Source organism: Oceanicola granulosus HTCC2516, assembly GCF_000153305.1.
GTDB lineage: Bacteria > Pseudomonadota > Alphaproteobacteria > Rhodobacterales > Rhodobacteraceae > Oceanicola > Oceanicola granulosus.
Genome location: NZ_CH724109.1, coordinates 268,250 through 283,342, shown reverse-complemented (window position 1 = coordinate 283,342; position 15,093 = coordinate 268,250). Strand labels below are relative to the sequence as shown.

General features: G+C 70.1%; 16 protein-coding genes. 3 read left to right on the top strand and 13 right to left on the bottom strand.

The window, feature by feature from the left end:
* Both OG2516_RS17075 and OG2516_RS17070 read right to left on the bottom strand, forming a co-directional pair.
* Positions 1-643, bottom strand: a 643-nt coding sequence (locus OG2516_RS17075; RefSeq protein ID WP_007256857.1) for an ABC transporter substrate-binding protein, incomplete at its 3' end; no start/stop codon positions are given.
* A gap of 116 nt (positions 644-759) precedes the next feature.
* Complete coding sequence (locus OG2516_RS17070) at positions 760-1,818, bottom strand: LacI family DNA-binding transcriptional regulator (RefSeq protein ID WP_156799420.1); 1,059 nt, start codon at positions 1,816-1,818, stop codon at positions 760-762.
* 410 nt (positions 1,819-2,228) lie between these two features.
* On the opposite strand from OG2516_RS17070, the gene OG2516_RS17065 reads away from it, so the two are divergent.
* The gene (locus OG2516_RS17065; protein WP_007256855.1) at positions 2,229-3,611 is read left to right on the top strand and encodes a sensor histidine kinase; all 1,383 of its coding nucleotides are present in this window, start codon (positions 2,229-2,231) and stop codon (positions 3,609-3,611) included.
* Here OG2516_RS17065 and OG2516_RS17060 read toward each other — a convergent pair.
* The 4 genes from OG2516_RS17060 to OG2516_RS17045 are packed head-to-tail and all read right to left on the bottom strand — an operon-like array spanning position 3,542 to position 7,381.
* Entirely contained in the window at positions 3,542-4,510 is a 969-nt protein-coding gene (locus OG2516_RS17060) for an ROK family protein (protein WP_007256854.1), read from the bottom strand. The two genes, OG2516_RS17065 and OG2516_RS17060, sit on opposite strands and share 70 nt — an antisense overlap.
* Complete coding sequence (locus tag OG2516_RS17055; protein ID WP_007256853.1) at positions 4,507-5,184, bottom strand: putative N-acetylmannosamine-6-phosphate 2-epimerase; 678 nt, start codon at positions 5,182-5,184, stop codon at positions 4,507-4,509. The genes OG2516_RS17060 and OG2516_RS17055 overlap by 4 nt, the downstream gene beginning before the upstream one ends.
* A gap of 53 nt (positions 5,185-5,237) precedes the next feature.
* Positions 5,238-6,281, bottom strand: a complete 1,044-nt coding sequence (locus OG2516_RS17050) for a Gfo/Idh/MocA family protein (protein WP_007256852.1) — start codon at positions 6,279-6,281, stop codon at positions 5,238-5,240.
* Positions 6,278-7,381, bottom strand: a complete 1,104-nt coding sequence (locus OG2516_RS17045; RefSeq protein ID WP_007256851.1) for an isocitrate/isopropylmalate dehydrogenase family protein — start codon at positions 7,379-7,381, stop codon at positions 6,278-6,280. The genes OG2516_RS17050 and OG2516_RS17045 overlap by 4 nt, the downstream gene beginning before the upstream one ends.
* A 111-nt stretch (positions 7,382-7,492) precedes the next feature.
* Between OG2516_RS17045 and OG2516_RS17040 the strand changes: the two genes are divergently transcribed.
* Positions 7,493-7,789, top strand: a complete 297-nt coding sequence (locus tag OG2516_RS17040; RefSeq protein WP_007256850.1) for a putative quinol monooxygenase — start codon at positions 7,493-7,495, stop codon at positions 7,787-7,789.
* Positions 7,779-8,615, top strand: coding sequence for an N-acyl homoserine lactonase family protein (locus OG2516_RS17035; protein WP_007256849.1), 837 nt, complete (start codon positions 7,779-7,781; stop codon positions 8,613-8,615). The genes OG2516_RS17040 and OG2516_RS17035 overlap by 11 nt, the downstream gene beginning before the upstream one ends.
* Here OG2516_RS17035 and OG2516_RS17030 read toward each other — a convergent pair.
* The 7 genes from OG2516_RS17030 to OG2516_RS17000 all read right to left on the bottom strand — a co-directional run bounded on the left by OG2516_RS17030 (position 8,591) and on the right by OG2516_RS17000 (position 15,068).
* On the bottom strand, positions 8,591-9,214 hold the full coding sequence (locus tag OG2516_RS17030) for an NYN domain-containing protein (RefSeq protein WP_007256848.1): 624 nt from the start codon (positions 9,212-9,214) through the stop codon (positions 8,591-8,593). The genes OG2516_RS17035 and OG2516_RS17030 overlap by 25 nt on opposite strands.
* Before the next feature lie 92 nt (positions 9,215-9,306).
* The gene (locus tag OG2516_RS17025; protein ID WP_007256847.1) at positions 9,307-10,326 is read right to left on the bottom strand and encodes a hypothetical protein; all 1,020 of its coding nucleotides are present in this window, start codon (positions 10,324-10,326) and stop codon (positions 9,307-9,309) included.
* A 42-nt stretch (positions 10,327-10,368) separates the two neighbouring features.
* Positions 10,369-11,385, bottom strand: a complete 1,017-nt coding sequence (locus tag OG2516_RS17020) for a hypothetical protein (RefSeq protein WP_007256846.1) — start codon at positions 11,383-11,385, stop codon at positions 10,369-10,371.
* Between the two features lie 71 nt (positions 11,386-11,456).
* Entirely contained in the window at positions 11,457-12,134 is a 678-nt protein-coding gene (locus OG2516_RS17015; RefSeq protein WP_007256845.1) for a GntR family transcriptional regulator, read from the bottom strand.
* Between the two features lie 15 nt (positions 12,135-12,149).
* A complete protein-coding gene (locus OG2516_RS17010; protein ID WP_007256844.1) occupies positions 12,150-13,250 on the bottom strand; it encodes an ABC transporter ATP-binding protein in 1,101 nt (366 codons plus the stop codon).
* A gap of 16 nt (positions 13,251-13,266) precedes the next feature.
* On the bottom strand, positions 13,267-14,166 hold the full coding sequence (locus OG2516_RS17005) for a carbohydrate ABC transporter permease (protein WP_007256843.1): 900 nt from the start codon (positions 14,164-14,166) through the stop codon (positions 13,267-13,269).
* On the bottom strand, positions 14,163-15,068 hold the full coding sequence (locus OG2516_RS17000; protein ID WP_245544336.1) for a carbohydrate ABC transporter permease: 906 nt from the start codon (positions 15,066-15,068) through the stop codon (positions 14,163-14,165). Before OG2516_RS17000 ends, OG2516_RS17005 begins: the two co-directional genes overlap by 4 nt.
* Between the last annotated feature and the right edge of the window lie 25 nt (positions 15,069-15,093).

Here is a 15,093-nt window from a genome sequence, read left to right as displayed (position 1 = left end):
CCTCGTCGAACCAGCGGGCGCCGAAGCTGTTGGACATGGCCGTGAGGAAGGCGACGTTCTCGCCCCAGCCGGCCTTGCCGCGCAGGCAGATGCCGTTGATGTCGTTCTCGCGGTCCGTCATCGCGGCGGCGGCTTCGCGGATGAACTCCCAGGTCGGGGCGTCGGGCATCTCGAGGCCGGCCTCTTCCATGAGGTCCTTGCGGTACATGACCATGGAGCTCTCGCCGTAGAACGGCGCGGCGTACAGCTCGCCGTCGACGGTCAGGCCACCGGCGATGGCGGGCAGCAGGTCGTCGGCGTTCCAGTCCTCGGCCATGCCGTCGGACAGGGAGACGAGCCAGCCGTTGTTGGCCCAGATCGGAACTTCGTAGGTGCCGATGGTGATGACGTCGTACTGGCCGCCGCCGGTCGAGATGTCGGTGGTCACGTTCTGACGCAGGACGTTCTCTTCGAGAGTGACCCACTCGAGCATGATGTCGGGGTGCTGCTCGTTGAAGTCGTCGGTGAGGCCCTGCATGCGGACCATGTCGCCGTTGTTCACGGTGGCGATGGTCAGCGTGGTGGCGTGCGCTTCGGCGAAGGCGGCGCCGGCGGTGAGGGCGAGGACGGCGGCCGAGGACGCCAGGGTGCGCTTGGTGTTCATCTGTTCCTCCCAAGGGTGCAAGTTTTTACGCGTGTTCAGTTCTACACCTTACCCTGCGTCTCCGTCAATCCTGAAATGCGTCCAGCGCATTCCTTCCCCTAGGTCGCCCATTGGGTTCAGGCGGATTCTCGAGCCTTTATCTCCCCGTCGATCAACTTAACTCGCTGCTCATCCGGCGTTTTTTCCCCGCGTATAGTATTTACCAACTGCTGCACGGACGCGCGGCCGATGGCCTCGACGTCCTGCGCCACGGTGGTCAGGGTGGGGGTCAGGAACGGGCAGAGCGGGTAATCATCGTGCCCCATGATTCGAAGCCCGCCGTTGCGGCGCGCCCCCGGCTCGAGCCCGTGAGTCGCCGCGGCACGCAGCGCGCCGATGGCGATGCGGTCGTTGACGCAGAGCACCGAGGCGTCGATCAGCCGGCCCGCGGCGAACTCGCGGTCGAGCACCGCCTGCCCGTGCTCCTCGAACAGCCAGCCGGGCTCGACAGGCTCGGTGCCGATGATCCGCGGCTCGTGGCCGAGCTCCTCCATCTTCGCGAGGTAGGCCCGCTCGCGCGCCATCGCGTTGAAGCTGACGCGCGGCATCGCCAGGAACACCGGTGGCGCGCCGACCCGGCAGAGATATTCCACGGCCAGTCCGGTGCTCTGCATGTGGTTCGTGCCGACGAATTCCACGTCGAGCATGTTGTCGGGGCGCGAATCCACCAGCACGAACGGCAGCCTCGCGCGCAGCCGGTCGTGCACCTTCAGGTCACTGTGGTTGCCCAGCGGCGCGACGAGCGCCCCGTCGACGCTCATCGACATCAGCGTCTCGGCGGCGCGCGCCTCGATCAGCGGATCGAAGTGAGAGCATTGGGTGATGACGGTATAACCCGCCTCCATCGCCGCCCGCTCGATCGCCTCCAGCAGCTTGGAGAAGAACAGGTCGTTCAGGTAGGGGATGATGACCCCGATGATCCCGGTCGTCTTCCGGTTCATCCGGGTGGCGAAGAAGTTCGGGATGTATTCGACCTGCTCCAGCCCCTGCTCGATCCGCGCGCGCGACGAGCGGCTGACGCGCTCGGGATCCTGGAAGTAGCGCGACAGGGTCGGCCGCGACACGCCGATGGCGACGGCCAGCTCCTCCATCGTATCGATGCGTCTCTTCCCCTGACCGGCCCCTGGCGTCGTCATCTTCACCTCCCCGTGTTCTGGCAAAATTCTCGCCGTAGTTTTTGACGTGCGTCAACATGACCTTACGAACATCACCCTGCGGGAGAAAGTAAAACCTGCGGCCTGCCCCGCCTCGGTGCGGGCCGTTCCGCTCGCTCCGTTACGGCGGCACCACATCTGCCCGGGCAAAAGCCACAGTCAATGCGCCGACATCCACACTTTCGCCCAAGTCGCACTCTAGCCCGGTATGCGTGTGGAGGTGGTCCGGGAGCGTGTCCGGCTTCGTGCTTAAGATGTGACTTGGTCTTTAGATATCACGGCCGCCTGGCGAGCGGCGCACAGGCTGCGGAGAGACGACAATGACAGCAGGTCACATCGCCGGTCGCGCGGACCTCTCGGACAGGCCCGCACCAGCGCCACGGCGACTTCCGATGCTGCGGGTCGCGAGCGTCCTGTCGTTCTTCGCCGGGCTCGTCGCCGTGACGATCTGGATCGCGACGGCCCTCGTGGAGCATGCCGTGGAGCGCGATGCATCGCGGCGCTCGCTGGAATGGGCGGAGTTCGCGGTCTGGCACGTGCCGCGGATCGACGACCTCGCACAGGGCCTACCGTCCGATCCCGCCGAGCTCGCCGCGTTCGAGGACCTGGCCCATTTCGGGGGCGTCTTCCGCTTCAAGATCTTCAGCCCCGACGGCGTCCTGCGCTTCGTCTCCGACGACCCCGGCTCCGTCGGCTCGAGCCTCGGCACGCACAACGAACACGCCGTCGCCGTGCTGACATCCGGCGAGGCCATGACCTTCGTCAAGGACGGCCGCGAGAAACCGGACCGCCCCGACCTCTACTCGGAGACCTACCTCCCCGTGTACGACGGCGACCGGCTCGTCGCGATCGCCGAGACGTACATGGACCAGACCACGAAGGTCGCGGCGGTGCGCACCGAGTACGCCATCGTCGGCGCGGCCCTGGCCGGGATGATCCTGCTGGCCCTGCTGATCCCATCGGGCAGCCTGTGGGTCATGTTCCGCCGGCTCCGCCGGACCAACGCCGAGCTCGAGGAGGCGCAGGTCCGGGCGCAGGCGTCGGACAAGAGCAAGAGCGAATTCATCTCCACCGTCAGCCACGAGCTGCGCACGCCGCTGACCTCGATCAAGGGGGCCCTCGCGATGCTCGAGTCGGGCAAGTTCGCCGAGCTGGACGGATCGGCGAAGCGGCTGCTCGAGATGGCCCTGAAGAACGCCGAGGTGCTTCATCTCCTCGTCGACGACCTGCTCGATTTCGGCAAGCTCGCCACCGGCGGCCTCGAAATCCGCCCCTGCGCGACCGACATTGCCGGCCTCGTGCAGGACGAGGTCGACCGGATCGACTCCTACGACGCCGACCGGCAGGTCGAGTGCCGCTACACGGGCGAGCGCGGCCCGCTCTTCGCGCACGCCGATCCCGCCCGCATCGCGCAGGTGGTGCGCAACCTGCTGTCGAACGCGCTCAAGTTCTCGCCCGTTGGCGGCAAGGTGTTCGTCTCGGTGCGCGAGCGGTGCGGCGCGATCCGGGTGGAGGTGAAGGACTTCGGCTGTGGCATCCCGCCTTGCGACCAGGAGCGGATCTTCGAGAAGTTCACCCAGATCGACTCGTCCAACACCCGCCAGCACAGCGGCGCCGGCCTCGGGCTCGCGATCTCCAAGGAGATCGTCGAGGCCCATGACGGCCGGATCGGGGTCACCAGCGCGCCCGGGCGGGGCAGCGCGTTCTACATCGACCTGCCCTTCTGCGAAGGCGCGGCCGAGGCGGGGGCGGTCGAGTTGCGCAACGTCGCCTGAGAAGCCGCCGCCCCTGGCTGGCCCGTCGCCATCGCGAGCGCTCCGACGAGCGGGCCGTCGTGGCCCAGCGCGGCGGCGACGAGGCGGGGCCGGAAGAGGGGCGGCTCCCCGGCCAGCGCCCGCTCGACCCGCACGAGGTAGCCCGGGGCCAACCCGATGCTGCCGCCCAGCGCCACCGTGTCGAGGCCGAGGGTCGCGGCGAGATCGCCGATCAGCGTCGCCACCGCGCCGGCCGAGCGCGCCACGATCCGCTCCGCCCAGTCCGCGCCTTCCGCCGCCGCCTCGAACACCGCGCGCGCGTCCCCGCCATGCCCCGCCTCGGCGGCGGCCGCCGCGATGGCGCGCCCGGCGGCGACGCTCTCCACCGTCGCCACCCGGCCGCTGCCGCAGGGGCCGCTGGCGTGGGGGTTCGATACGAAGCCGACATGTCCGGCCAGCCCGTTGCCGCTCGCGATCAGCCGCTTGCCGATGACCAATCCGCCGCCGATCCCCGTCGACACCGTGAGGTAGGCGAAGCTGTCGCTATCGCGGCCGGCCCCGAGGAGCGCCTCGCCGTAGCCCGCGGCGGCGGCGTCGTTGAGGCAGCGGGCGCGGCCGAGCGTGCGGGTCAGCTCGCGCTCGAGCGGGTAGCCGAGGATCGCCGGCAGAGTGCCGGTGTTGACCGCGTGCCAGGCCCCGGCCCCATCGATGCGCCCCGCCACCGCCACGCCGAGCGGCGCGCCGCGGGTATGGCCCAGCCGGGCGAGCAGCGCGCCGATGGCCGCCACCTGCGCCTCGGGGCCGGCGGCGCCGTCGGTGGGGGCCTGCACCCGCTCGACCACCACGCCCGCCTCGAGCCGCGCGGCGGCGATCTTGGTGCCGCCGAGGTCGGCCGCGAAGCCGGTCAGCGGCGCGCTCATCTCCGCGCCCCGGCCACCGCGCGGGCGAACCAGCCGGTCACGTGCTCGAGCCGGGTCAGCGCGGTGCCGACCGTGACCGCGTCCGCCCCGGCCGCCATCGCGTCTGCCGCCAGCTCCGGCGTGTTCACCCGGCCCTCCGCCATGACGAAGCCGCCGAGCTTGCGGAAGGCGCGGATCAGCCCGGTGTCGACCCCCTCGCCCCGCCCCGCCGTCGCCTCGGTGTAGCCCGAGAGCGTCGTCCCGAGGATCGCCGCCCCCTCGTCGCGCGCCCGCTCGCCGTCGGCCAGCGTCGCGCAATCGGCCATCGCCAGCGCGCCCGCCGCGCGGATGGCGGCGACGAGCGCCGCCGTGGTCTCGGGGCGGGGGCGGTCAGTGGCGTCGTAGGCGATGATGTCGGCCCCGGCGTCGGCCAGCGCGCGCACGTCGTCGAGCCACGGGGTGATGCGCACCGCGCTGTCGGGCAGGTCGCGCTTCACGAGACCGATGATCGGCACCGCCACCCGCGCCCGCACCGCCCGCAGGTTGGCGATGCCCTCGATGCGCACGCCCGCCGCGCCGCCCGCCACGGCGGCGGCGGCCATGGCGGCGACGATCTCGGGCCGGTCCATCGCGCCGCCACCGACCGGCTGGCACGACACGACGAGCCCGCCGCGCAACTGATCGAGCCTATCCATTGCCTCGCCCTCCTGAGGGCCGCACTCTACAGCCCCCGTCGCGCCTGTCGATGCTAGCCGAGCGCCACGACGCGGCCCGCGTCGGCGGAGGCGTAGACCTGCTCCTCGATGGCGAGGTTGCGGAGGTAGTCGCGTGCGCCGGTCTCGAAGCCCGCGCCCGTCGTCAGGCCGTCGAGCACGTGCTGCTGGAAGGCGCGCACGCAGCCTGCGCCGAAGCCGTCGGGCGCCCACGCGTCCAGCAGTTCGACCTCGTTCGCGCCGAAGGCCCGAACGGTCAGCCGCCCGTAGCCGTCGAGCGCGAGCGTGCCCGCCGCGCCCTCGGCGGTGAACTCGCCCATCGTGTGGCGGCGGTTGTCGGCGGCGTGGTCGGCCGAGCGGTTGGCGTCGAAGATCGCCCGCGCCGCGCCGTCGAAGCGGAACAGCAGCATCCCCGCGTCTTCGCCCGCGATGCCGGAATTGGTGCGGCGCAGGTCGGCGAAAACGGAGCGCGGCTCGCCGAGCAGGTAGCGGAACGTGTCGATCCAGTGGATGCCGGTTTCGTGGACGAGGAAGCGCTCCATGTCGCGGAAGTAGGGCTGACGGTCGAGGTAGGCCTGCGCGCCCTGCCCGTCGCCGGGGCGCAGCCGCATGGTGAGCTGGAAGACCTCGCCGATCCGCCCCGCCGCGAGCTCGGCCTTGATCCGGCGATACCACGGCTGGAAGCGGACGTTCTCGTGCACCACGAGCGGGACGCCGGCGGCCTCGGCGGCCTCGGTGGCGGCGAGGGCGGCTTCCTGGGTGCCGCAGAACGGCTTCTGGCAGACGATCAGGCGGGGCCGCGCGGCGATGGCGGCGGCAATCAGCGCGGCGTGGGTCGCGGGCGGGGTGGCGATGTCGATGATTTCGGCCCCGGCGGCGAACAGCTCCTCGGCGCGCGCGTGGACCGGCACCTCGTGGCCCGGCCCAACGATGCGCTCGAGTGTCTGAGCGGCGCGGGCGGTGTCGGTGTCGCAGAGTCCGGCGAGCGCGACGCCGGGCAGGTCGTGCCAGGCGGCGATCTGGAACTGCGCGAAGTACCCCGCACCGACAGAGGCGACGCGAAGCGGCGCGGCGCTCATGCCGCGACGGCGGCGAGCGCGGCGTCGCGCACCGCCGCGACCACCTCCCCGGTGCTGGCGGTGCCGCCGAGATCAGGCGTCAGCGGTCCGCCGCTGGTGACCACCTCGCGCACCGCCTCGTGGATGCGCAGCGCGTCGGCGCGCATCGCCTCCTGCCCGCGCGTGCGGCCGAGCCAGTCGAGCATCATCGCCGCCGACAGCACCATCGCGATCGGGTTCGCCCGGCCCTGCCCGGCGATGTCGGGTGCGCTGCCGTGGCAGGGCTGGAACACCGCGTTGCGCTCGCCGATGTCGGCCGACGGCGCGAGGCCGAGCCCGCCCATCATCGCCGCGCCGAGATCGGAGAGGATGTCGCCGAACATGTTCTCCGTCACCAGCACGTCGAACACCTGCGGCTTCTCCACCAGCCACATCGCGGTGGCGTCGACGTAGGCCGCTTCGGCGCGGATGTCGGGGAAGGCCTCGGCGCGCTCGCGGAAGATGCGGCGGAAGAAGGCGAAGGCCTGGAAGACGTTGGCCTTGTCGACGCAATGCACCACCCCGGCGCCGCGCCCGTCGGCCTTGCGCTGGCGGGCGAGGTCGAAGGCGAAGTCGAACAGCTTCTCCGACGTCGCGCGGGTGATGCGCAGGGTCTCGCGGGCCTCGCTGTCGTCGATCACCTCGCCCTTGCCGTGCGAGTAGAACAGCCCCTCGGTGCTCTCGCGGACGATGACGAAGTCGACGGGCCGCTGATCGCCGCCGAAGCGGGCGATGGGACAAGACTGGCCGAACTGGAACACCGGCCGGACCCCGGCATAGAGGCCGAGCTCCATGCGCAGCTCGATCTGCGGCGAGATCTCGGTGCCGTCCGGGTAGCGCACTTCGGGCAGGCCCATGGCCGACAGCAGGATCGCGTCGGCTCGCCGCGCCCGCGCCAGGGCGTCGCCGGGCAGCGAGACGCCGTGCTCGCGGTAGTGACCGGCCCCGGCGGGGAGCGTCTCGAAGTTGAGCGCGTAGCGGCCATGGCCGCGCGCGAGCGCCGTCAGCAGCTCGACCGTGGGCCGCATCACCTCCGGCCCGATCCCGTCGCCTTCGAACACCGCGATCTCGAACCCGTCCATGTGCGCTCCCTTTCCACTCTCAGCCTCCCTGATAGACGAGTGTCGTCGCGTTGACAATGCATACGTTAAAACATACACAACTGGCGAATGTCGTGAGGGAGGTCGCGCGCGATGCATTGTGTCTCGGTGGAATTCGAGGTCCGGCCGGGGGCCGAGGCCGACTTCGTCGCGCGGGTCGCGCAGCAGGCGGCGGACTCGCTGCGGCTGGAGGAGGGCTGCCACGTCTTCGACGTCTGGCAGGGCGGCGACAGCCCGTTGCGCGTCTTCCTCTACGAGGTCTACACCGACGCGGCGGCGTTCGAGGCGCACCTGGGTATGGACCATTTCAACGCCTTCGACGCCGAGGTCGCGGACTGTGTCGCCGACAAGCGCGTGCGGCGTTGGGAGGAGGTGCGGCATGGGACATGACACCTGGGAGGTCTACGCGCTGCGCTACGCCCAGCGCGCCGACCGGGTGCGGGCGGACTCCTTCCTCTTCGACGAGGACGCCGCCGCGCCGCACCCGATCGACTACTTCCTCTGGGTGATCCGCAACGAGACCCGCACCATCGTCGTCGACACCGGCTACGACCGGGCCGAGGCCGAGCGGCGCGCGCGCCCGATCCTACGCGATCCCGGCGAGTGCCTCGCCGACATGGGCATCGACGCGGACGGCGTCGATACCGTCATCATCACCCACCTGCACTACGACCACGCCGGCGCGCTCGACCGCTTCCCGGCGGCGCGCTTCCACCTGCAGAGCGCCGAGATGGCCTACGCGACCGGCCCCTGCATGTGCGAGGGCGCGCTCAACCACCCGTTCACGGCGCAGCATGTCTGCCAGATGGTCGCCCACGTCTATTCGGGCCGCGTCGTCTTCCACGACGGCGACGGCGAGGTCGCGCCCGGCGTAGAGGTGTTCGCCGCCGCCGGGCATTCGCTGGGCCTGCAGGCGGTGCGGGTCAAGACGGAGGCCGGCTGGCTGGTGCTGGCCTCGGACGCGTCGCACTTCTACGAGAACTTCGCGGCCCGGAAGATCTTCCCCATCGTCGCCGACCCGCCGGCGCTTCTGCGCAGCTACGACCGCCTCGCCGCGCGCGCCAGCTCGCGCGGGATGATCGTGCCGGGGCACGATCCGAAGGTCTGCGACCTCTTCCCCCGCACCGCCGGCACCCGCGAGGGCGCGGCGGTCTATCGGCTCGACAAGGGCGCGGGCGGGGCGCTGGCGGACTACCTCGACGGCCTCGCGGGCTGACGGCGCGGCGCGGGCCGCCGGCGCTCGCCCGGCGCGCGGGCGTCGAGGTCGAGCCGCAGCCTGCCCTGCCGGTAGCCGCCCCGGACGAGGAAGCCCGGCCCGGCGATCTCGGGATAGGCCTCCGCCCAGTCGCGGAAGCGATCGTTGGACACCACCTGCGCGCCGAGGTCGCGCGCGTCCGACAGGATCGCCGGATCGGCCGGCGTCCCGGCGGGGACGACCCACACCTGCGCGCCGGCCAGCCCCAGCGGCCCGGCGAGCGCCCGGCCGTTGAGGTAGCGTCCTGCCACCTTGTGGCCGACATTGGCGTCGAAGATCACGCGCGGGGTGTAGCCCAGCCCGCCCAGCCGCACCGTCACCTCGCGCACGGTGGCGAGGTCGGGGATGCCGCCCTTCCAGTGCATGACGTTGGAGCCGTCCACCAGGACCCAGCGCCGCTTTGCCGGCGCCGGCCTGCGGGCGAGCGCCTGGATCAGCAGGATGAGGCTCGCCAGCGCGCACGGCCCGGCGAGCAGCAGCCAGTCGGTCAGGCCGGGCACGGCGAGCGAGACGGCGAGGCCGGCCGCGGACAGCAGCAGCAGGATCAGCGGCACGATCATCGGCCGAGGTTATTGCGCCGCGCCGCGGCTGCCAAGTCTATCAATCCGCGACAGACGCCCCCGCGGGTCGCGGGGGCGCCCGGCGCGAGCCGTCAGTCCCCCGCCATGTCCTTCGCGAGGCCGAAGAAACCACGCTTGCGGGCCGAGCTGATGCCCCAGTTGACCGGGACGCTCTGGTATCCGTCGTCATAGCCTTCGCCCTCCATCCGGAAGTCGAAGTAGCCCCACGAGGCGTATTCGCTGACCGCGGCGACGAAGTTGTTGTCGGGCTTGTCGAAGTCGAAGTGGTCGTCCTCGTTGAACAGGATCGGCTTGGGCGTGTAGCCCTCGAGCGCGCGGGTCTGGCGGACCATCTCGCGGATCCGGTCCGGATCCTCGACGCCGTTGCCGTGCAGCAGCATGAAGTCGCTGACCTTCACCACGCTCGGGTCGGGCACCCGGCCGCCGCCGTAGCTCGTGCCGACCAGCAGCCGCCGGCCGTCCTTCTCGATGCCCTTGGCCCGCTCGATCAGCTCGTGCACGCCCTCCGGCATCAGCACCGGCAGCTCGTAGCGGACGTTGCACTCGTTGTTGATCTCGAGCAGCAGGTTCTCGAAGCCGCTCTCCAGCAGCCACCGGGTGCCGTTGTCGACGGCGCGGCGCACCGCGTCCTCGTCGCCTTCGAACACCTTCTCCTGCCCGAAGTAGAACAGCCCCACGATCACCACCATGCCGAGCTCGTCGGCCGCCTTCAGGATCCGGCGCAGGCGCTCCATGAAGGCCGGGCGCAGGGTGCCGTCGGCCTCGAAGGCGGAGTTCACCCACGGCTGCTCCTTGGAATAGCCGTAGGGGCTGCCGCCCTGCAGGTTGACGGTGATCGCGAGCATCCCGTGCGCGCGCCACTCGGGCATCGCGGCGATGAACTCGGAGGTGTTGCGGTCGGGGTCCCAGGTGCCGGTGTCGGCATAGGCCCACTGGTGCACGGTGTCGGGGTTCACGTCGTCGAAGGTGCCCTGCACCATCCGGGTGTTGAGCAGCAGCCCCTCGATCTTGTGGCCGTTCCACGACCGGCCCTCGTAGGTCGGCTTGCCGTCGATGAGGAACCCGTCCCCCTGGATCGTCACGCGCGTCATGTCTCTCTCCTTTGCATCCGTTGTCTCGTGAATTCGTGTGGGTCAGGCGCCCGCGATCTGCCTGGCGAGGCCGAAGAAGCCGCGCTTGCGGGCCGAGCCGATGCCCCAGTCGACGGGGACGCTCTGGTAGCCCTCCTCGGGCCCCTCGCCCTTCATGCGGTAGTCGAAGAACCCCCACGAGGCGTACTCGCCGATGGCGGCGGTGAAGTGGTTGTCGGGCTTGTCGAAGTCGAAGTGGTCGTCTTCGTTGAACAGGATCGGCTTGGGCGTGTAGCCCTCCAGCGCCCGCGTCTGGCGCACCATCTCGCGGACGGCGTCGGGGCCGTCGCGCAGGTTGCCGTGGAGCAGCATGAAGTCGCTGGCGCGGGCCGCCTCGGAGGTGGGCAGGCCTTGGACGAAGCTGGTGCCGACGAGCAGCCGGCGGCCGTCGCGGGTGATGCCCTTGGCGCGTTCGATCAGCTCGTGGACGCCCGTGCCCTTCAGCACCGGCAGCTCGTAGACGACGTCGCACTCGTTGTTGATCTCGAGCAGCACGTTCTCGAAGCCACTCTCCAGCAGCCACGCCACCGCGTTGTCGACGCCCGCGCGCACCGCGTCCTCGTCGCCCTCGAACACCTTCTCCTGCCCGAAGTAGAAGAGCCCCACGATCACCACCATGCCGAGCTCGTCGGCCGCCTGCAGGATGCGGCGCAGGCGCTCCATGAAGGCGGGCCGCAGCGAGCCGTCGCGCTCGAAGGCCGAGGTCACCCACGGCTGCTCGGTCGAGTAGCCGTAGGGGCTGCCGCCCTGGAGGTTGACGGTGATCGCGAGCACGCCGTGGTCGCGCCACTGGGGCATCGCGGCGATGAACTCGGAGGTGTTGCGGTCCGCATCCCACGTGCCGGTGTCGGCGGAGGCCCACTGGCCGGCGGTCTCCGGGTTCACGTCGTCGAAGATCCCCTGCACCATCCGCGTGTTGAGCAGCAGACCCTCGATCTTGCGGCCGTTCCACGTCCGGCCCTCGTAGGTCGGCTTGCCGTCGATGAGGAACCCGTCTCCCCGGATCGCCACGCTGGTCATGTCGCTCTTCCTTGTATTCGCTAGTGCGTGCATTGTTTGCGGACATGCGTCGCCCGCGTCTCGGGCGCGGCTCACATGTAGCTGCCGCCGAGATTCTGCAGGATGTTGACGAGCAGCGCCTTGGCGCGGTGGCGGTGCTCCTCGTGGGTCCGCCGGGCCTCGGCGGGGTTGCCGCTGGCGATGGCCTCGACGAGGGCGCGGTGCTCCCGGTTGGACGCCTCCGGCGGCGGGCGCAGGCGCAGGGTGGCCATGCGGGCGCGGTGGGCCTGGTCGCGGAGCTGGTTGACCATGCTGACCAGCCGCGCGTTGTCGGTCAGCTCGATCAGCAGCATGTGGAAGCGCTCGTCGGCGTCGGCCCAACCATCGAGGTCCTCGGCGGCGAGCGCGCGCTCCATCTGGTCGACCGCGTCCCAGAGCCCCGCGAGCGCCGCCTCGTCGGGGCGCTTCTGCGCCACCAGCTCGGCGGCCTTGCCCTCGAGCGCGGTGAGCACGTCGTAGATGTCACGCATGTCGTCGGCCGAGACCGGCAGCACCCGCATCCCGTGGCGCGGGCGCAGCTCGACCATGCCCTCCTGCTGGAGGCGGATCATCGCCTCGCGCACCGGCGTGCGGCTGACGCCGAGCCGGGTGGCCGCCTCGGCCTCGAGCATCTGCGCGCCGAACTGCAGCGTGCCGTCGAGCATCATCCGCTTGAGCTCGCCGTAGGCGTAGTCGGCCTGGGTCGCCTTGGGTTGCGTTGCCTGTGCCATCCTTCGCCGCGCTCCTTATTCCGCCGCGACGAGCGGGCGCACCTCGATGCGCGCGCCGCTCTCGCCGTCGAAGAAGTGCAGTGCTGCCGGGTCGGCGGCAAGCCGGACGCGGCTGCCCGACGCGACGGGAACCCGACCCGCGATCTCGCAGGTGACGGCGTGCGGGCCGATGCGGCCGATCAGCAGCGTGTGCGAGCCGGTCGGCTCCACCACGTCGATCACCGCCTCGACCCCCTCGCCGCCGCGCGCGAGCGACAGGTTCTCTGGCCGCACCCCCATCACCACCTCGCGGCCGGCGGGCGCCTCGATGCCGACGCCCGGGATCGGCACGGTGGTGCCGTCCTCCATCCGCAGCGCCGTGGCGCCGCCCTCCCCGCCGAGCGTGCCGGGCAGCATGTTCATCGCCGGCGAACCGAGGAACTCGGCGACGAAGCGGCTCCTGGGGCGGTCGTAGAGCTCGAGCGGCGTGCCGACCTGCTCGATCTGGCCGGCGTTCATCACCACGATCCGGTCGGCCATCGTCATCGCCTCGACCTGGTCGTGGGTGACGTAAACGATGGTGGTCTTCAGACGGTTGTGGAGCGACTTGATCTCGGCGCGCATCTGCACCCGGAGCTTGGCGTCGAGGTTGGACAGCGGCTCGTCGAACAGGAACACCTTCGGGTCGCGCACGATGGAGCGGCCCATCGCCACCCGCTGGCGCTGCCCGCCCGAAAGCTGCGCGGGCTTGCGGTCGAGCAGCTTGTCGAGCGCGAGGATCTCCGCCGCCTCCTGCACCCGCTCGGCGATCTCGGCCTTGGAGCGGCCGTCGAGCTTGAGCGAGAAGCCCATGTTCTGCGCGACGGTCATGTGTGGGTAGAGCGCGTAGGACTGGAACACCATGGCGATGTCGCGCTGCCGGGGCATCCGGTCGTTGACCACCTCGCCGTCGATGGCGATTTCGCCGCCGGTGACGGATTCCAGCCCCGCCAGCATCCGCAGCAAGGTCGACTTGCCGCAGCCCGACGGGCCGACGAGGATGACGAACTCGCCGTGCTGCACTTCGAGCGACAGGTCGGGGACGGCGAGGAAGCCGCCGTACTTCTTGCGCACGTTGCGCAGGCTGATCGTGGCCATCGTTGGCTTCCTTCCCTTACTTGACCGACCCGGCCGTGAGCCCGGAGACGAGCCACCGCTGGACGAAGAGGAACATGATGAGCGCCGGGATCGTCGCGGTGACGCAGGCGGCCATGACGAGGTTGATGTAGCGGCCGCCCCCGCCCTCGGCGGAGAAGTCGCCGATGCCGACCTGCACCGTCTTCATCTCGCCCTGGCTGAGCAGCAGCGAGGCCCAGAGGAAGTCGTTCCAGGCGTTGAGGAAGGTGAAGATGGTCACCGCGGCGAGGCCGGGCAGCGAGATCGGCAGGATGATCCGCCAGAAGGCGCTGAAGTAGGTGCAGCCGTCCACCAGCGCCGCCTCCTCGAGGTCGGGCGGGCAGTTGTTCATGAAGTAGCCGCGCAGAAGCATGACGCTGAAGGGCAGCGAGAAGCCGGCGTAGGCGATGATGATGCCGGTGTAGCTGTTGAGCAGCCCCGCCGCCTGGATCGCCGAGTAGATCGGGAAGGCGCGGGTGATCGGCGGGATCAGCTGCGTGGCGAGGATCATCACCAGGAACAGCGTCATCAGCGGGAACCGGAACCGGGCGAGCACGTAGGCGGCGCTGGCGCCGATCAGCGTCGCGAGCAGCGCGGCGGCGGCGGAGACGTAGATCGAGTTCAGGATGTAGCGCCAGATCGGGATGATATAGCCCATGTCCTTGTAGGCCTGGAACGTGATCTCGCGCGGGATCCAGTGCGGCGGCTGGGCGCGGATGTCGAAGCTCGTCTGGAACGAGCTCTTCACCATCCAGTAGACTGGCAGCAGGATGTAGATCAGCGCCAGCACCGTCACCGCGATGACCGCGAAGCGGGTCAGCCGGTCGGCGGCGGGGCTCCGGGCGAAGCCGCCGCGCCGGGACGTGGCGCGGAGGGGCTCGGCGGACGTGAGCGTCATCGGTCGTCCCTGTTCTTGAGTTGGCCGCGGATGTAGAGCGCGCAGATGATCCCGGTCAGCACCAGGATGACGCCGCCCGCCGCCGAGGCGAGGTCGAAGCGGAAGAAGTTGAAGGCCTGCAGGTAGGAATAGACCGCCATGACGTTGGTCAGGTCCTGCGGCCCGCCGCCGGTCATGATGTAGTTGATCTCGAAGTGGCCGATGCCGGTGATCAGCAGCAGCATGATGAGCACGCCCAGCACCGGCTTCAGCAGCGGCAGCGTCACGTAGCGGAACTTGTGCCAGAGGTTGCCGCCGTCCACGTCGGCGGCCTCGTAGAGGTCGCGCGGGATCGATTGCAGGCCGGCGAGGATGAAGATCACGATGAACGGCAGCCCGTTCCACGCCCGCACCGCCGTCACCGACAGCAGCGGCACCGAGAACGGCCCCCAGGTGCTGGAGTCGGTGAGGAAGCGGATGTTGCTGTCGATCAGCCCCATGTCCATCAGCAGAGCGTTGATCGGGCTGCGGTCGGTGTTGAGCAGCCACATCCAGATCGCCGCCGCGACGACGGGCGGCACGAACCAGGGCGCACAGATCAGCACCCGCACGATGGCGCGGCCGCGATAGTTGGAGTGCATGACGTGGGCGAGGACGAGGCCGAGGCTTATCGCGAAGGCGATCACGAGGCCGGTCATCAGGAAGGTGTTGGTGATGGAGCGCACGAAGCGGCCGTCGCTCAGCACCTCCTTGTAGTTCTCGAGCCCGACGAAGGGCGTGCCGGTCTGCTGGACGCGGATCAGGTCGTATTCGAGGAAGCTCCAGCCGAGCGACGTGATCATCGGCAGCAGCCCGAGCACGAAGGTAAAGATCACGGCGGGCGCCACCATCAGGTAGCAGAATAGTCGCTTCTGTCGTTCCACCGCTCACGCCTCCCCTCGTGTCTCG